Origin of the sequence: Yersinia sp. 2553 StPb PI, assembly GCF_052217105.1 — a bacterium.
Taxonomy (GTDB): Bacteria; Pseudomonadota; Gammaproteobacteria; order Enterobacterales; family Enterobacteriaceae; genus Yersinia; species Yersinia enterocolitica_E.
Genome location: NZ_JAZGPX010000002.1, coordinates 584,623 through 599,804 on the forward strand (window position 1 = coordinate 584,623; position 15,182 = coordinate 599,804).

Below are 15,182 nucleotides of genomic sequence, written 5' to 3' on the forward strand. Positions count from 1 at the left end.
GAACCTGATCGCCGGCAACCATCAATTGAGCTGATCACCTAATCGGTTACAATAATAATGCTAATTTAGCCCCAGCGCCTTTTTAACCCCATCACCATAATCCGGGTGAACCTGAGTAAACAACGCCACCTGACGGCGCTGAATCTCTTCCGGTACTTGTGACAACTCACCGGCAATGCGGGTAAACATCCGCTGATGCTCCTCTTCACTCAGCAGGTTAAACAACGCCCGTGGCTGGGAGAAGTAATCATCATCCTCACGGTGATTCCAGTGATCTGCTGCGCCTTCCAGTGTTAATGGCGGTTCGCTGAAATCAGGTTGTTCCTGGAACAGGCCAAAACTGTTTGGCTCATAAGTTGCACCATTACCACTGTTACCATCAACACGCATTGCGCCATCGCGATGGTAGTTATGGAACGGGCATTTAGCACTGTTGACAGGGATCTGATGATGGTTCACACCTAAGCGATAGCGTGCAGCGTCGCCGTAGGAGAACAGCCGGCCTTGTAACATCCGATCAGGGGAGAAACTCACCCCCGGCACCACGTTAGCTGGATTAAATGCCGCTTGCTCAACTTCGGCAAAGTAGTTTTCCGGGTTACGGTTCAGTTCGAAGAAACCAACATCAATCAGTGGGTAATCGCCGTGTGGCCACACTTTGGTCAGATCAAACGGGTTGTAAGGTGTTTGTGAGGCTTCATGTTCTGGCATCACCTGAATTTGTAGATTCCAGCGCGGGAAGTCTTTACGCTCAATAGCGTCATACAGGTCACGTTGGGAGCTTTCCCGATCAGTTCCAACCAGTTTTTCAGCCTCATCATCCATAAGGTTTTCAATGCCTTGCTGGCAGCGGAAATGGAATTTAACCCAGAAACGCTCATTGTTGGCATTGATAAAACTGAAGGTATGGCTGCTGAACCCATGCATATGACGATAAGATTTTGGCAGACCACGGTCACTGAAATCGATCGTTAACTGATGCAGAGACTCAGGGAGTTGGGAGAAGAAATCCCACTTATAAATAGGGTTGCGCAGGTTAGTGCGAGGGTCACGTTTAACCACGTGGTTCAGGTCAGGGAACTTCAGCGGGTCACGTAGATAGAACACCGGCGTATCGTTACCCACTAAATCCCAGTTCCCTTCCTCGGTATAATATTTCATGGCGAAGCCACGAATATCACGTTCGGCATCGGCAGCACCACGTTCACCAGCCACCGTTGAGAAGCGGACAAACATTTCGGTTTGTTTGCCTATTTCTGCGAAAATCTTTGCGCGGGTATATCGGGTAATATCGTGGGTAACAGTAAAGGTACCGTAGGCACCGGAGCCTTTAGCATGCATGCGGCGTTCTGGGATCACTTCACGATCGAAATGGGCCAGTTTTTCCAGAAACCACACATCTTGTAATAGCATTGGTCCACGTCGGCCCGCAGTAACGACATTATTATTATCAACAACGGGTGCGCCCGCGGCAGTAGTTAATCCTTTCTTTTTGCTCATCATTTTCTCCAGTATGGCTGTTGAATTGATTGCTTTCTTAGGTGTTTTACAGCATTACATCGCGCCAAAAGCCTGATTGACAAAATAATAATTTAAACAACAACAAGGGGTTATTCTTTGATCTCCACACTAGTTGTAGCCTTATTGGTTGTATTCAGCAAATAGGCATACCTTATCGTTGTTATTGTTAGCATAATACGGACCTATAGCTTAAATATTTACAATCATTTGAATTACTGTGGTATTTAATCGGTTTTTGGTATGTTTATGCTGTTTTTTTCGGTTAAACTCGGACAGGAAAAACCTGTCGGCCAGAGTTTGCTCACGGGTGACATCACGAATAACGAGAGAAAAATATGAAAAAGCATTTAATCGCGTGTGCAGCCAGCCTGCTGTTTGTGGCGGGTTCCGCCAGTGCCGTGAGTTTTAATGGTGAAGTCGGCAGTGATTACACTAATTTAGGTTTTGGCATGGGCACCAACACTGGCGGTTTGGCTATCAATGGTAACTGGGCACGTAGTGAGCACGATGGTGATGTCTACGGACTGGGGCTGGGCTTCAACCTCCCCCTCGGCCCAATGATGGCAACAGTCGGTGGCAAGGGTATCTATATGTCACCGGAAGACGGTAGCAGCGGTGGTGCAATTGCGATTGGCGGTGGGTTAACCTATCCGATCAACAAATCGTTCACTCTGTACGGTGAAGGTTATTTCGCCCCGGAAGAGCTGACCAGTGGCATGAAATCCTATAGCGAAGCTAACGGTGGCTTGCGCTGGAGTGTATTCCGCCCGTTAACCGTGGATGTCGGTTACCGCTATATCAATATGAAAGGTAAAGACGGACATCGGGATAACCGTGTGGCGGATGGCGTGTATATCGGCGCTGGCTTAGCATTTTGATTATCCTTCGTTCTTGAAGCCACAGGGGTGTTAGCTTCGCTTGCGAACCCGAATCACTTACTTGTGTAAGCTCATTGGGATGCGTTCGCTTGCTGCCTACCTGCGACTCCAATTACTTTGGATAATACATGAGTAATATTTGATTAAAAAAGGGCGCATTCCTGACAGGATATGCGCCCTTTTAATTGGGGAGGGTATTAGCCGACAGCCGGTAATGCGCCAGTCACTATCCCCACTTGAATAGCAATGACCATCACACCACAGGCAAATACCGCAGCCAGTGCTGGTTTCCCACCCCAGACCCGATAGTGCCCTTGATGGACCTTACGGGCTTTCCACGCCAGCATTGCAGGCAGCAGTAATGCCAGAACTGACAGCGCCACCGCAGCAAAGCCCAATGCCATAATAAAGCCACGCGGGTAAAACAGCGCAAACAGCAGCGGGGGGGTGAAGGTGATAACCCCTGTTTGCAGGCGGCCTCGTACTGAATTACGACGTTTAAATAAGTCGGCCAGATAATCGAACAACCCTAAGGCCACACCAAGGAATGAGGTAGCCAGCGCCAGATCTGCAAACAGGTGTACTGCCAGCTCAACGTGAGGTGAGGCCACGACATCGCGTACCGCTTGTAATAAGCCGTTCAAACCCGCCTGTTGCGCCAAAATACCGACAAAGGTATGAGAGGAAATAGCCCCTAGCGTGGTCAACTGCCAGAAGATATAGGCAACCAGCGGAATGGCGCTGCCGATAATAAATACCCAGCGCAACTTGCGAATATTACCGCCCATGTAATTGACGATACTCGGCACACTGCCGTGGAAGCCAAATGAGGTGAATATCACCGGAATAGCGGACAGTGCCAACCCTTGTTCCAGCGGCAGTGTCAGTAGGTTGGTTTTTTCGATATGTGGCATCATCAGTGCCAGCATCACAATCAGAAAAATGATTTTGGCGCTAAATAAGATGCGATTGAATAAGTCGACTGAGTGGGTGCCGATACAGACCACACCGCCCGCGACCAGTGTAAACAGTAATACGCCGAGTGAGGTCGGAAACGATTGTTGCGTCCATTGGCTGATACTGGTTGCCAGTAATTCACCGGCGCCGCTGATATAGGCAGCAGTCAGGGCATACATCAGAAACATCATACTGAAACCAGTCAACCATTGGCCCCGGTTGCCAAGATAGCGTTTGGCCAAAGTACCAAGCCCGGTATCTGCCGCTTCATGCTGATAAACTTCAACTAGCAGTAAAGCGGTGTAACACATTAATATCCAAAGAGAAATAAGCAATGCAAGTGTGACACCAAAACCCACGCCTGCGGCTGCCAATGGCATCGCCAACATACCTGCACCAATAGTGGTGCCGGCAACGATAAATATACTGCCCAGAGTGCGATTCTTCACGCTTTCCTCTACTACATGACAATTTATTGGAATTATTGAGTGCAGCAGGGTAGTGGATTGCCCTGTTTGTGTCAAATGGACGTTACGCAAGGTGTAAACTTATAGTTACGTTTGTTGGTGTATTGAAAAGTCGACTTTTATCGGGGTTAATTATTCAGATAATAGATAAACGTTGTGTTTATGTAATCAGATTCATAAAGTGAATATATAAGCACTGACGGAGAAAAAAATGATCAGAGTTGAGATGTTGAGTACCGGAGATGAAGTGCTGCATGGGCAGATTATCGATACCAACGCGGCATGGCTGGCTGACTATTTATTTAATCAAGGCTTGCCAATCAGCAGTAGGGAAACGGTCGGTGACTCACTTTCGGCACTGATAGAAGTGCTGACCGAACGCAGTCAGGTTGCTGATGTGTTGATTGTCAACGGCGGGCTGGGGCCAACCAGTGATGATCTGAGCGCTCTGGCCGCCGCACGCGCCGCCGGAACGGAGCTGGTTGAACACCCGGAATGGATCGCGCGTATGGAGGCTTTCTTCCATGAGCGCGGCAGGGTGATGTCGGCGACTAACCGTAAACAGGCACATATTCCGGCTAATGCTGAAATGCTGGATAACCCAGTAGGTACAGCGTGCGGTTTCGCGTTACGGCTAAATAAGTGCCTGATGTTCTTCACACCCGGCGTGCCATCAGAGTTTAAAGTAATGGTTGAACAGCAAATCATGCCACGTTTACGCCAACATTTTGATGTGGCCGAACCCCCATTATGCTTACGTATGACCACTTTTGGCCGCTCGGAAAGTGATTTGGCACAGGAACTGGACCCACTGCGACTCCCTGAGGGGGCGGTGTTAGGCTACCGTTCATCTGCGCCGATTATTGAATTGAAGCTGACCGGTCCTGCCTCGCAACATCAGGCGATGGAACAGGTATGGCAGCAGGTGAGGGAAGTGGCGGGAGATAGCACCCTATTTGAAGGTACGCGAGGGTTGCCGGCATTGTTAGCTGAGCAATTGAACCAACGCGGCTTGCTACTGGCGGTGAGCGAACAATTTACCGGCGGGTTGATGAACTGGCAGTTGCAGAGTGCTGGTGTGCCATTGGCGGGCGGTGAATTGCTACCGGCGCATTGTCAGGAGACATTAGACGAGATTGCCTGCCGTGCACAATCGTTATCTATGTTGTGCGGTGCGCAAGTGGTGCTGGCGGTCGGCGCTATGCAAAATGATCACCTGAGCGTGGCTCTGTATACCCCTGAAGGAACATTTGCTCAAACAGTACGTTATCAGGCCAGCCGTCATGGTCTGCGTATTCGCCAGGAAAGCAGTGCGATGCTGGCGCTGGATATGGTGCGCCGTTGGTTGAATGGTCGCCCGGTGTGCGGTCAGCATGGCTGGCTGGATGTGGTTAAGATTTTGTAGTTAATCAATAACTCTCGATTATAATATAAAGGCGCGTATTTAAATTGCGCCTTTTTTATTATATTCATATTATTTATTACCCTGGTTTTATATTTATTGCTGCTCTGTTGTTTTATTTTTATCTCTTGTTTTATTTTTACACTTGCGTTATTTTCACTTTATCTATTTAACTGCGTAGGTGCTGACTTATATCGATTTTTTTTGAATTACTTGAATCGGGCGGTTTTATTATGATTCGTAATTATTTATATTTTAGTTATGTTAAGTGCCAATTATTATCAAATGCCATCACATGCCAAAAATGAGATGTTATCCTGACTGCTGGCTTGTGTTTGTTTTACCAAAGATACAATCGTCGGTTAATTTTCCTTTTCATAAAAATAAACTACCGCAATGTAAGGAAATATCCACATCTACTAGAGGATTTCTTTTATCGCATATTAAACGTTAAGGAAGGTAATTATGTTCCCTAAGATAAATATGAGTAGTTTGTTATGTGATAAAACACGATTGAGATATTTTGTCACATTATTGATAATGGCTTTTCTGCTAATGTCACCACTCAGTTTTGCCGAAAACCGCCCCGGTTTTGTTTGTGGTAAATTTAATGATCATGTAATGGAAGTGCCTAAAGAATATATTATCTACTGGGCGGAATATGAAGGGAAAAGTTCCTGGACGCCTGGCTTTACTAAAAATAAAAAAGGCTGTGATGCCAATTTTACCTCTTTACCCATGATCGCCAGTTGGCCGGATATGCAGCCGGGGGATAAATCGAAATGGTATAAACAGGGGCTGGAGTATGAGGGATTAGCAATCAGCGTCGAGCCATTTAAACGATCCGATACCGATATCACCTATAAGCGTGACTTTTTTCTAAGAAAACAGAATGATAGAACCTTTGATTCGGTTGTTTATATCGATAAATTAGGGCTGTTTTTCGTTAAAGCCACCAGAAAATTATTCCGGGCAGAACCACAGGATAGGAATAGCCCTTATTGGTTTGATGAGGATGTTAATGGTTATTACTGGGCAGAAGTTAACGGGCAAGTGCCGGTGGTATTTGACTGTCAGTGGCTGCCGTTAGAGAAAAGATATTATATCTGTGAGGCCCGTTTTGTGATGCCAGAAATAGGCTCACTGGTTGAAGTCATTTTTACAGTAGAGAAATTACCGCAATGGAGAGCCATTGTTAGCAGTACTCAACAATTTCTTTTATCGCATATTAAACGTTAAGGAAGATAATTATGTTCCCTAAGATAAATATGAGTAGTTTGTTATGTGATAAAACACGATTGAGATATTTTGTCACATTATTGATAATGGCTTTTCTGCTAATGTCACCACTCAGTTTTGCCGAAAACCGCCCCGGTTTTGTTTGTGGTAAATTTAATGGTCATGTAATGGAAGTGCCTAAAGAATATATTATCTACTGGGCAGAATATGAAGGGAAAAGTTCCTGGACGCCTGGCTTTACTAAAAATAAAAAAGGCTGCGATGCCAATTTTACCTCTTTACCCATGATCGCCAGTTGGCCGGATATGCAACCGGGGGATAAATCGAAATGGTATAAACAGGGGCTGAGGTTTGAGGGATTAGCAATCAGCGTCGAGCCGTATAGACGATCTGATACTGATGTTGCTTTTATGCGCGATGCCTATCTTAGACTTAGAAAATACGAGAATAAAACCTTTGATCCGGTTGTTTATATTAATGAATTAGGGCTGTTTTTTGTTAAAGCCACCAGAAAATTATTCCGGGCAGAACCACAGGATAGGAATAGCCCTTATTGGTTTGATAAGACGATTAATGGTTATTACTGGGCAGAAGTTAACGGGCAAGTGCCGGTGGTATTTGACTGTCAGTGGCTGCCGTTAGAGAAAAGATATTATATCTGTGAGGCCCGTTTTGTGATGCCAGAAATAGGCTCACTGGTTGAAGTCATTTTTACAGTAGAGAAATTACCGCAATGGAGAGCCATTGTTAGCAGTACTCAACAATTTCTTTTATCGCATATTAAACGTTAAGGAAGATAATTATGCTACAGCAAAATAGCAATGCAGGTAAGTTACAACTTAATGCCGCCGATCTGGTCTGCGCCCGGCAATTATTAGAAGCAAATAAGGAGAGTAAAGACCCCGGCCCGATGTATGATTTTTTAGCCAGCAAAGGCGATCGCTATGCCATATTAGCCAATGGTGTGGCTAGGGGGGATTCTATCGCTGGTGCCATGGCTATTCACAATATGGAAAGTGTGGGGGGTCGTCATAATAAGCCCGTCACTGAAACGGATATTAAGCATATTCGTTATGATATGGCGCACGGCTATCTTGATACCCAACAAAACGGCTCTGTCGCATTAGTGATATGAAGTTGGCAAAAGTTGCGTTGTCGGTTATTTAGGCGGCCAACAGATAAAATTGTTCTGCCGGTGATAATCCCCCTCCGGTAGGATGCTGAAGTTGCCCTTTACGTATCATGTGAACTAACTCAATACCTCCCAATATCGTCTGTGCCCGCCGAAACGATTTGAATCCCTGCATGGGTCGTATACGGCGTTTGATATTCCGTTGATCTTGTTCAACGAGGTTATTCAGATACTTGTTCTGCCTAACAGTAATGGTTTCTTCTTTTAGTTTGTCAGCGCTGCCGTGTTGGCGCCACTTTTATCGATGGTCACTGTTTCAGGTTCATCGCGGTGTCTAATGGCCTTGCTAAAGAAACGTAATGCAGCTGCAGCATTACGTTTGGTGGTCAGCAGGAAGTAGATGGTCTGGCCTGAAGTATCCACCGCCCGGTATAGATATTTCCACTGCCATTTGATTTTGATATAGGTTTCATCCATGCTCCACAGACGACCTCCTTAGCGTTTATGTCGGCGAAACGCCTTATCCAGTAATGGCACCAGGCGGATAACCCAGCGGTGGACCAAGGCGCTGACATTCCATTTAGTTGTTCGCTCCTGGCTGATCGCCATGCTCCTCCAACTGTTGCACCTCAACAAATACGCCGTCAGGATCGTATTCAAGCCGGAGTCTTTGCAGTTTCTCCCAGTTCTCTGCGGCGAAGCACATGCTGGTCTCGCCCGCCCTTGTCTCAAGATCGTACTCGTTGATATAACTGCTACGAGCAATCTCCTGAAGCTCGTCATACATCCGTTTTAACCAATATTGATTGACACTGTCATCTTTTGCATCATCCCACTGTGCGTAGGTCGATACAAAGAACTTGCCGTGTGCCGAAAAGGCTGCTTGCGGATAGGTGGTCACACCCCGCCAGAGAATCGTTGTAAGGGTACTCCGGGACGGCGCGTCTGATAAATACCGGGATAGGATGGAAACCAATTCTTGCGTGTTATCTGTAAGGATATTGTCGGCATAAAACCTTTTTGATACCACCATGCTGTTGAACTGCTCGTAAATGGCCTCGAAGTTTGAGGGCTGATTGATGGCCAAGGCTGTAAGTGGCAGCTCTAGGCTGGTTTCAAAAGATTCGCGTAGCGCTTGCGCCTCTTGCGGGCTATCGGTAAACGCCAAAATATTTAACAGCACTGTTGGTGTGCCACCCGATGTCGGGGGGCTGACAGACATCATCACCTGAAGATTTGTAGGGGGAGATGCGTCTTCAAGTCTCGCCAATAAATCGTGCAAATGCGTGAAAGGTAGCGTATATGAGCTGTTGGTTATTACCCGAGGCAATGAGTAGCAACTGAGATAAAAACGGGTCACAACAAAAAACGAACAGGGTCCAGCGCCACGAGCGGCCCAGAACAAGTCTGGCTCCTGGGTTTCGGAAACATGTCGTAAACGACCGTCTGCGGTGACAATGTCCAAGGCTTGTACGTTGAATACGCTCATTCCTCCCCATTGGCTACAGTTGATCCCGAGCCCTCCCCCCAACAGGAATCCGCTGATACCCACTTCTTTTACATGCCCTGTCGGAAAAGCCAAACCTTTAGCCGCCAGTGCATGACTCAATTGACCACTACTGACCCCAGGTTCAACGATGGCGCGTTTGCGCCGGCTATCGATATCAAGTCCCTTCAAGCCGGAAATGTCCAACATCAGCGTATCAACGCGAAGAAAACAACCGGAGTAATTGTGCCCACTTCCACGCACGCTCACTTCCATGCTTCGCTCCTTGGCAAATACAACCGCGCGAATCACATCGGCCTCAGTCGCAGCGCGTACTATTCCAGCAGGTCTACGTGTTGGGCCTCGACCATTCCAGACGCTGGTGAGATACCACTCATCAAAGGCGGGATGCGAAGCAAGACGAACCTCGCCATCCAGTTGCGATGCCAGCTTCAGTAGAGACCGAGAAGTCTGCGTAGCGGCGGATATTCCCAGATCCTGGCTGACGATGGAATAGAGTCGTTTCGGTTTGAACTCCAAGTGAGTCTTGATGTGGGAATTCAAGCGGCCGCACTCGATAAGATTAATTCCTCTTTCGAATGCATAGCGATACACGGCAGACACACCCAAGGTGTAAGGGCTGAAATCGGAACTCTCAAAATCCATGCCGGCCGACCAGACATGGAGAGCGCCGTCTTCCTCGAAGCAGATAAAGCCGCTGACAATTTGCCCGTTCTGTTCTACGACGATAAGGCGAACCAAATCGCCGCAAAAATGGCAAAAAACAGCCAATTGTGATTCTGGCCAATAATAGGGCGTCCCCAGCCGTTTGGTGGTCAAATGATACAACCGGGCCAGTTTCTCAATTTCATTATCAAAGGGAGGAGCAAGTATTCGAACTTTGGCATCGCTGTGGTTGAAGATACGAAGCTGGCGTATCATTTCGTAATGCCCATAGTTGGGCAAAGGCTGCACAAAACTGTCAAAATCCGGAAAAGCATCCAGTTCGATTGAAAATTTATCCGCCATGTAGTTTATATTTAGCCCATTACGTTGAGCCTCACGCAAGAGCACACCATCCTGTACATTGAGAAAACAGAAATAACGTGCCTGCTCAGCCTGTGCGATAGCCGTAATAGCATCGAATATTCGTGCGTAAAGACTCGGGTCGTGACTTAACGTCGGTATCGTGGTATCCGTACAATGTATAATATGACTAAACAGTCCGCGCTCTTCAGATCCTACCGAGAGCTTAGTGGAGGAAACCAATAACCCTAACGGATCAACGGACCGAAATTCTTGAAGATAAATCGGGACCAGCGCAATCAGCCTCCCCTCGTCTCGCGCAAGCAAATAGAAAATTTTACTGACGTTTAACAACGGTGATTGCTCAGCCGCGATAAGAAATCGCAGATCGTAAAATAGGGGCGCCTTGCTTTGAAGAAAAAACGCGCGATACTCAGCAGGATCCAGGTCTTTAGCACTATTGAGAATATCAAGGGTTGTCGTCATTAAAGCCTCCACGGTTTATTGGATTGGCAGATAACTTGACTGAATGGCAATAGGCAACATTAAAAAAACAGCATGTTACCTTTCTGCACCTTAATGCGACAGAAGCCCCCGCACTCCTGATTTTCACTTATTGCAACAAAAGCCTTTTCTTCTTATTGTGCTGTGTATCCACCATCTATCGTAATCGTTTGTCCAGTAATAGCTGTCACGTTATCTTCTGCAAGAAAAACAATAGTATGTGCAACCTCTTCCTGAGTGGTAAAACGCTTGTTTGGCATCATTTCTATAAATGTCTTTTTATTGTTTTCACTATGGCCTAAAAAACGATCAAACATTTTTCCTTCTACGGGCCCTGGGGAAATCGAATTAACCCTAACTCCAGTAGTTGCAACTTCCAGAGCTGCTGTTTTGGTCAATCCCTCAATTGCGTGTTTACTTGCAACATAAATCCCAGTGTTAGGAAGGCCAACGATACCAGCAATTGAAGATATATTGATGATGCTACCTTTTCCTCTTTCCACCATCACAGGAATTTGATATTTCATCGCCAGCAGAGTACCTAATACGTTGGTATTGAATACCAAATGAAAGTTATCTTGGGTTACGGCTTGGATCTCTGCAGTTTCACCTACCGTGCCTGCACAATTTACAGCTACATCCAACGAGTCGAATCGCTCCAGAGTCATCTCGATAAGGTGATTTATATCTGATTCACTATTCATATCAGCATTAACATAAAGTACGTCTTTATTAATGAGTTTGAGGGAATTTAATATCACTTCTCCTTCTTCGGGTCGGCGACCTGAAAACACGACATTATAGCCCATTTCAGAGAATAGCTTAGTCGCCGCATTCCCAATCCCAGAAAGCGCCCCCGTTATCAATATTGTTTTTTTCATGTAATACCTATTTTTATAGAGTGTAACTCGATACATGCCATTGCCTTAAAAATACACTTATGGCAACTTCAGTTAATTTTTATTTAAAAACAAAAATTAAAACAAACATGACAGTTTAAAATACTCACACCCTACATATTCACCGAAATTTACTGTTCCTATACCCTAGACTAGGGAAAATGATTTTCACAGCCCGTTATATTAATATGAAATATTTCTTATGGTAAAAAACATATCTCAGTGTTAAATACCATAATTACAGAATTAATCGACATAATCAATTGTAGTTAGTGGGGAGTTGAGTTTTCTCCCAAAAAAAACATCAATAATTCTTATTTAAAAAACAAATAAACAACTTAAATAACTAATTATTTCAATTAATTGTGTTTTATTTAAATAGAAAATGACTCTTTTACAGCATCTATGGATGCAACTAGCATTCTTGAATACACTGTATATACTTTCTATTAAACCAGTTATCGATAATCTCTTAAGTAGGATATGAATTGCAGATGACTATGATGTGACTAAATAGAAAGGAGCCGATATGATGGTAAGTACTGGTTGTTATCACATTTATGGCGTCTGTGGGACACGCGATTATAGCCTGTTCATTGATTATGTGTGCGAGTCGATCCCAACACATGAAATGTATTTATTGCAGCAGATAGAACTTTGCCCAGATCAGATATTACATGATTGGCAAGTTAGTCAGAACCCTCAGATTTCCGAAGTGTTTGAAATAGAGAACGTTTCCTCCGAAGAAGATGCTGAAGAAGCGGTCTTATTTTGGAGAGCATATTTTAGTTCACTTGGCGAAACGGTCATTGATGGCAGGCATGTAGGTGATACATTTAGTCGACCTTAATGAGAATGGTACACCCGAGGTGGAGAATTAAAAATCATCTATCAGATTAATCACGGGAATGTAAAAAAAAGCTATATTTAATAATTGATTTTAGATGATATATTTTATCTTTTTAATTAAAGATACATTCAATTTAAGTTGAAGTTTATGGTGTGTATATTATAGAAGATTTAAAATCTGACGTGCGGAGTATGTCTCATAAATTAATGGCTAGTAATTTCGTGATAAATATAAGTAAAGTTCAGATGGCAAACACTTTTTATGGGCCATGTTTAAATATGAAAAATACTGAATTAAATAATTTAAAAACGAAATTGTTATTTAATAACGATGTTACTAATGAGTTGAATTCATCATTTGGACAAGATGTCATTAAAAAAATGATACCGCATCGTGAGCCATTTCTTATGGTAGACAATGTGGAACTGATCAATCTGGAGCTCAGGTTAATACAAGCAATAAGAAGAGTAGACGAAAAAAACCCAGTATTTGATGGTCATTTCCCCAATGATCCTATATATCCAGGTGTATTGCAACAAGAGAGCATGTTTCAAACCGCGCTTATTTTGATGTATTTTCTGTTAAATGAAACGGCTATACCACCAGTAGAGGATAATATTATTAACGCGGTGGGAACTCGAGTCTATGATGTCTTTCATTTGTCTGCAGTACACCCCGGTGAATTAATGACTATTCGCTGCTGCATTACAGAGTACGACTCATTTATAGCCACTGCCATTGTTCAAATCACGGTTAACGATCAGATCGTAACCATCGGAAAAGGAGAATTTTATGTCTACTGATCGTATCGTTGTTACAGGCATTGCCATTAATACTCCCATTGGTGACACATTAGATCTCGTGGGCAATAATTTATTATCTGGAAAATCAGCCATTGGTTACTGGCGCAATTTTGATACCAGCAACATCTATTCAAAGATTGGCGGCCAGCTACCTGAGTATGATATTAAAAGCAAGTTGCACTCGTTTAGAAACCGTATCCCAGAAAGCGTGCTTGCCCGTGCGGAGAAGGTCTTTAAACAAACTAACACAGGTGTCCAACTTTCAGTATTGATGGCAATGGATGCCTGGTTAGACGCTGGGTTATTTGAACAAATTATTGACCCTTTTGATTGCGGAGTCATTTGTGGGGGCCATAACCTTTCTGATAAATATTTACTTGATCAGCAAAAGATTTTCTCTGATGAACCCGAATTTATTGATGCTTTTTCCGGGTTAAATTCGCTTGATACGGACCATTCATCTTCTGTGGCCCAGGTATTAAATACCAAAGGATTAGCCTATCTGGTTGGTGGCACCTGTGCTACGGGGAACATTGCTATTCAGGCGGCAATCAATGCAATTACAGTAGAAAAAAAACAGGTAATGGCCGTTGTTTGCCCAATGGCCTCTTTCCACCCGATGATGTTACATTCGCTGACGATTTTAGACGCTATCTGTTATAGCCAGTATCAAGATACTCCCACCAAAGCCAGTCGTCCCTATGACATAAATCGCAGTGGCTTCCTGCCGTCTGAAGGCGGTGCAGTCTTAATACTTGAGCAAATAGACCATGCCAAAAATCGGGGAGCTAGAATTTATGCTGAGCTTCTTGGTGCCAATGTTAACTCTGATGCCAACCATTTAGGCGATCCCTCTCATGAAGGGCAAGTTCGGGTTATTCAAGATGTCCTAAAGAAATGCAATATCTCCCCAGAGCAAGTTGATTATGTCAGTGCGCATGCCACCTCTACTAAATTAGGGGATATTGTAGAATTAAAATCAATTAAAAAAGTGTTTGGTACGCATGCGGAAAAACTGATTATCAATGCCCCAAAATCCTTGCTGGGGCACACGATGTGGTCATCTGGTGGCGTGGAAGCCGCGATAGCCATTTGGCAAATGAGGCAGGGTGAATTCCACCAATCACATAATATCGAAACCCTTGATCCCGAGGTCGAATTAAATGTTTGTGCCTTTGGGAATGTAAAAAAAGAAGTTAATATTTTTCTAAACAATTCTTTTGGTATGGGTGGGATTAACAGCGCTAGCTTATTTGGTCGATACCATGGTTAGCATGAACCTTTTTATCAGCGGTGGTGCCAGTGGCATTGGACGGAGTGTGGTCATTGCGGCTTTAGGCAAAGGCTGGAATGTTGGTTTTAGTTACTATAATAATAGGGATGGCGCACAACAACTTCTTGATATCGCCGCCGCACAGTTCCCACAACAATTATGTCGCGCTTATGAACTCGATGTTACCGACAGCGGCGCAGTAGAGTCAGTAGGTGACTGCCTTCTCGCCGATTTTAGCAATTTTGATGCGGTTATTTGCAATGCCGGGATAGATTTACCTGGCAATTTGGTTTCGATGACTGATGAAGATTGGGCTTTAGTACTTAATACCAATTTAAGTGGCTCGTTCTATCTCATTCGTTATTTCTTGCCTTTATTTCTTGCCAATAAATATGGGCGCATTGTCACTCTATCTTCCCTCGCTAAAGATGGGTCATCAGGACAAGCGGCTTATGCTGCATCAAAAGCCGGTTTGGTCGGGTTAACTAAAACAACGGCGAAGGAATATGGACGTTTCGGTATTACGGCCAATGTTGTTGTCCCAGGCTTAATTGATACCGAAATTATTGGAAATGACATTAAGGGTATTAAGAATTTTTTTGCTCAACATGCGCCAGTGGGAAGGCTAGGTTCCCCCAGTGAAGTAGCTGAGGTCATTTTATTTCTTGTAGCTAAAGAAAGTAGTTATGTAAACGGCGCGGTTTTCAGTGTGACCGGTGGCATTGACTGGGTTTATTAACTTCGG

Annotated in this window: 12 protein-coding genes and 2 pseudogenes; 9 read left to right on the forward strand and 5 right to left on the reverse strand. The window is 44.5% G+C overall.

The window, feature by feature from the left end:
• Positions 1 to 60 precede the first annotated feature (60 nt).
• Positions 61 to 1,500 carry a catalase gene (locus V2A84_RS03915; protein WP_193784627.1) on the reverse strand — a complete coding sequence of 480 codons (1,440 nt, stop codon included), beginning with the start codon at positions 1,498 to 1,500 and terminating at the stop codon, positions 61 to 63.
• Positions 1,501 to 1,856: 356 nt separating this feature from the next.
• On the opposite strand from V2A84_RS03915, the gene V2A84_RS03920 reads away from it, so the two are divergent.
• Positions 1,857 to 2,399 carry a YfaZ family outer membrane protein gene (locus V2A84_RS03920; RefSeq protein WP_442848618.1) on the forward strand — a complete coding sequence of 181 codons (543 nt, stop codon included), beginning with the start codon at positions 1,857 to 1,859 and terminating at the stop codon, positions 2,397 to 2,399.
• Between the two features lie 197 nt (positions 2,400 to 2,596).
• On the opposite strand, the gene tyrP is transcribed toward V2A84_RS03920, so the two are convergent.
• Positions 2,597 to 3,805, reverse strand: a complete 1,209-nt coding sequence (gene tyrP, locus V2A84_RS03925; RefSeq protein WP_083158282.1) for a tyrosine transporter TyrP — start codon at positions 3,803 to 3,805, stop codon at positions 2,597 to 2,599.
• A 229-nt stretch (positions 3,806 to 4,034) separates the two neighbouring features.
• On the opposite strand from tyrP, the gene V2A84_RS03930 reads away from it, so the two are divergent.
• From V2A84_RS03930 to V2A84_RS03945, 4 genes and pseudogenes are all read left to right on the forward strand, one after another.
• On the forward strand, positions 4,035 to 5,228 hold the full coding sequence (locus V2A84_RS03930) for a nicotinamide mononucleotide deamidase-related protein YfaY (protein WP_083158283.1): 1,194 nt from the start codon (positions 4,035 to 4,037) through the stop codon (positions 5,226 to 5,228).
• A 537-nt stretch (positions 5,229 to 5,765) separates the two neighbouring features.
• The gene (locus tag V2A84_RS03935; RefSeq protein WP_442848331.1) at positions 5,766 to 6,464 is read left to right on the forward strand and encodes a hypothetical protein; all 699 of its coding nucleotides are present in this window, start codon (positions 5,766 to 5,768) and stop codon (positions 6,462 to 6,464) included.
• An 86-nt stretch (positions 6,465 to 6,550) separates the two neighbouring features.
• Positions 6,551 to 7,255, forward strand: coding sequence for a hypothetical protein (locus tag V2A84_RS03940; protein ID WP_372569901.1), 705 nt, complete (start codon positions 6,551 to 6,553; stop codon positions 7,253 to 7,255).
• Between the two features lie 11 nt (positions 7,256 to 7,266).
• Positions 7,267 to 7,575 (forward strand): annotated as a pseudogene (locus V2A84_RS03945) (hypothetical protein); the annotation flags it as partial.
• Positions 7,576 to 7,627: 52 nt separating this feature from the next.
• Here V2A84_RS03945 and V2A84_RS03950 read toward each other — a convergent pair.
• From V2A84_RS03950 to V2A84_RS03960, 3 genes and pseudogenes are all read right to left on the reverse strand, one after another.
• Positions 7,628 to 8,157 (reverse strand): annotated as a pseudogene (locus tag V2A84_RS03950) (IS6 family transposase); the annotation flags it as partial.
• A gap of 19 nt (positions 8,158 to 8,176) precedes the next feature.
• Complete coding sequence (locus V2A84_RS03955; protein WP_083158285.1) at positions 8,177 to 10,594, reverse strand: GNAT family N-acetyltransferase; 2,418 nt, start codon at positions 10,592 to 10,594, stop codon at positions 8,177 to 8,179.
• Positions 10,595 to 10,746: 152 nt separating this feature from the next.
• Positions 10,747 to 11,493 (reverse strand): SDR family NAD(P)-dependent oxidoreductase, encoded by a 747-nt coding sequence (locus tag V2A84_RS03960; protein WP_442848619.1) that lies wholly within the window; start codon positions 11,491 to 11,493, stop codon positions 10,747 to 10,749.
• A 649-nt stretch (positions 11,494 to 12,142) separates the two neighbouring features.
• On the opposite strand from V2A84_RS03960, the gene V2A84_RS03965 reads away from it, so the two are divergent.
• The 4 genes from V2A84_RS03965 (at position 12,143) to V2A84_RS03980 (ending at position 15,176) form a co-directional block, all read left to right on the forward strand.
• Positions 12,143 to 12,361 carry a hypothetical protein gene (locus V2A84_RS03965; RefSeq protein ID WP_050691900.1) on the forward strand — a complete coding sequence of 73 codons (219 nt, stop codon included), beginning with the start codon at positions 12,143 to 12,145 and terminating at the stop codon, positions 12,359 to 12,361.
• A 278-nt stretch (positions 12,362 to 12,639) separates the two neighbouring features.
• Positions 12,640 to 13,164 (forward strand): 3-hydroxyacyl-ACP dehydratase FabZ family protein, encoded by a 525-nt coding sequence (locus tag V2A84_RS03970; RefSeq protein WP_083163538.1) that lies wholly within the window; start codon positions 12,640 to 12,642, stop codon positions 13,162 to 13,164.
• Positions 13,154 to 14,437: a beta-ketoacyl-[acyl-carrier-protein] synthase family protein gene (locus V2A84_RS03975; protein ID WP_083158286.1), complete on the forward strand. Its 1,284-nt coding sequence runs from the start codon at positions 13,154 to 13,156 to the stop codon at positions 14,435 to 14,437. Before V2A84_RS03970 ends, V2A84_RS03975 begins: the two co-directional genes overlap by 11 nt.
• Position 14,438: 1 nt before the next feature.
• Positions 14,439 to 15,176 carry an SDR family NAD(P)-dependent oxidoreductase gene (locus V2A84_RS03980; protein WP_083158287.1) on the forward strand — a complete coding sequence of 246 codons (738 nt, stop codon included), beginning with the start codon at positions 14,439 to 14,441 and terminating at the stop codon, positions 15,174 to 15,176.
• The last annotated feature ends 6 nt before the right edge of the window (positions 15,177 to 15,182 follow it).

Excerpts from the sequence above, each read along its gene's own strand:
- V2A84_RS03915 (WP_193784627.1), bottom strand. The coding sequence starts at position 1,500 with ATGAGCAAAAAGAAAGGATTAACTACTGCCGCGGGCGCACCCGTTGTT.
- V2A84_RS03920 (WP_442848618.1), top strand. The coding sequence starts at position 1,857 with ATGAAAAAGCATTTAATCGCGTGTGCAGCCAGCCTGCTGTTTGTGGCG.
- V2A84_RS03930 (WP_083158283.1), top strand. The coding sequence starts at position 4,035 with ATGATCAGAGTTGAGATGTTGAGTACCGGAGATGAAGTGCTGCATGGG.
- V2A84_RS03935 (WP_442848331.1), top strand. The coding sequence starts at position 5,766 with ATGGCTTTTCTGCTAATGTCACCACTCAGTTTTGCCGAAAACCGCCCC.
- V2A84_RS03940 (WP_372569901.1), top strand. The coding sequence starts at position 6,551 with ATGGCTTTTCTGCTAATGTCACCACTCAGTTTTGCCGAAAACCGCCCC.
- V2A84_RS03955 (WP_083158285.1), bottom strand. The coding sequence starts at position 10,594 with ATGACGACAACCCTTGATATTCTCAATAGTGCTAAAGACCTGGATCCT.
- V2A84_RS03960 (WP_442848619.1), bottom strand. The coding sequence starts at position 11,493 with ATGAAAAAAACAATATTGATAACGGGGGCGCTTTCTGGGATTGGGAAT.
- V2A84_RS03965 (WP_050691900.1), top strand. The coding sequence starts at position 12,143 with ATGTATTTATTGCAGCAGATAGAACTTTGCCCAGATCAGATATTACAT.
- V2A84_RS03970 (WP_083163538.1), top strand. The coding sequence starts at position 12,640 with ATGAAAAATACTGAATTAAATAATTTAAAAACGAAATTGTTATTTAAT.
- V2A84_RS03975 (WP_083158286.1), top strand. The coding sequence starts at position 13,154 with ATGTCTACTGATCGTATCGTTGTTACAGGCATTGCCATTAATACTCCC.
- V2A84_RS03980 (WP_083158287.1), top strand. The coding sequence starts at position 14,439 with ATGAACCTTTTTATCAGCGGTGGTGCCAGTGGCATTGGACGGAGTGTG.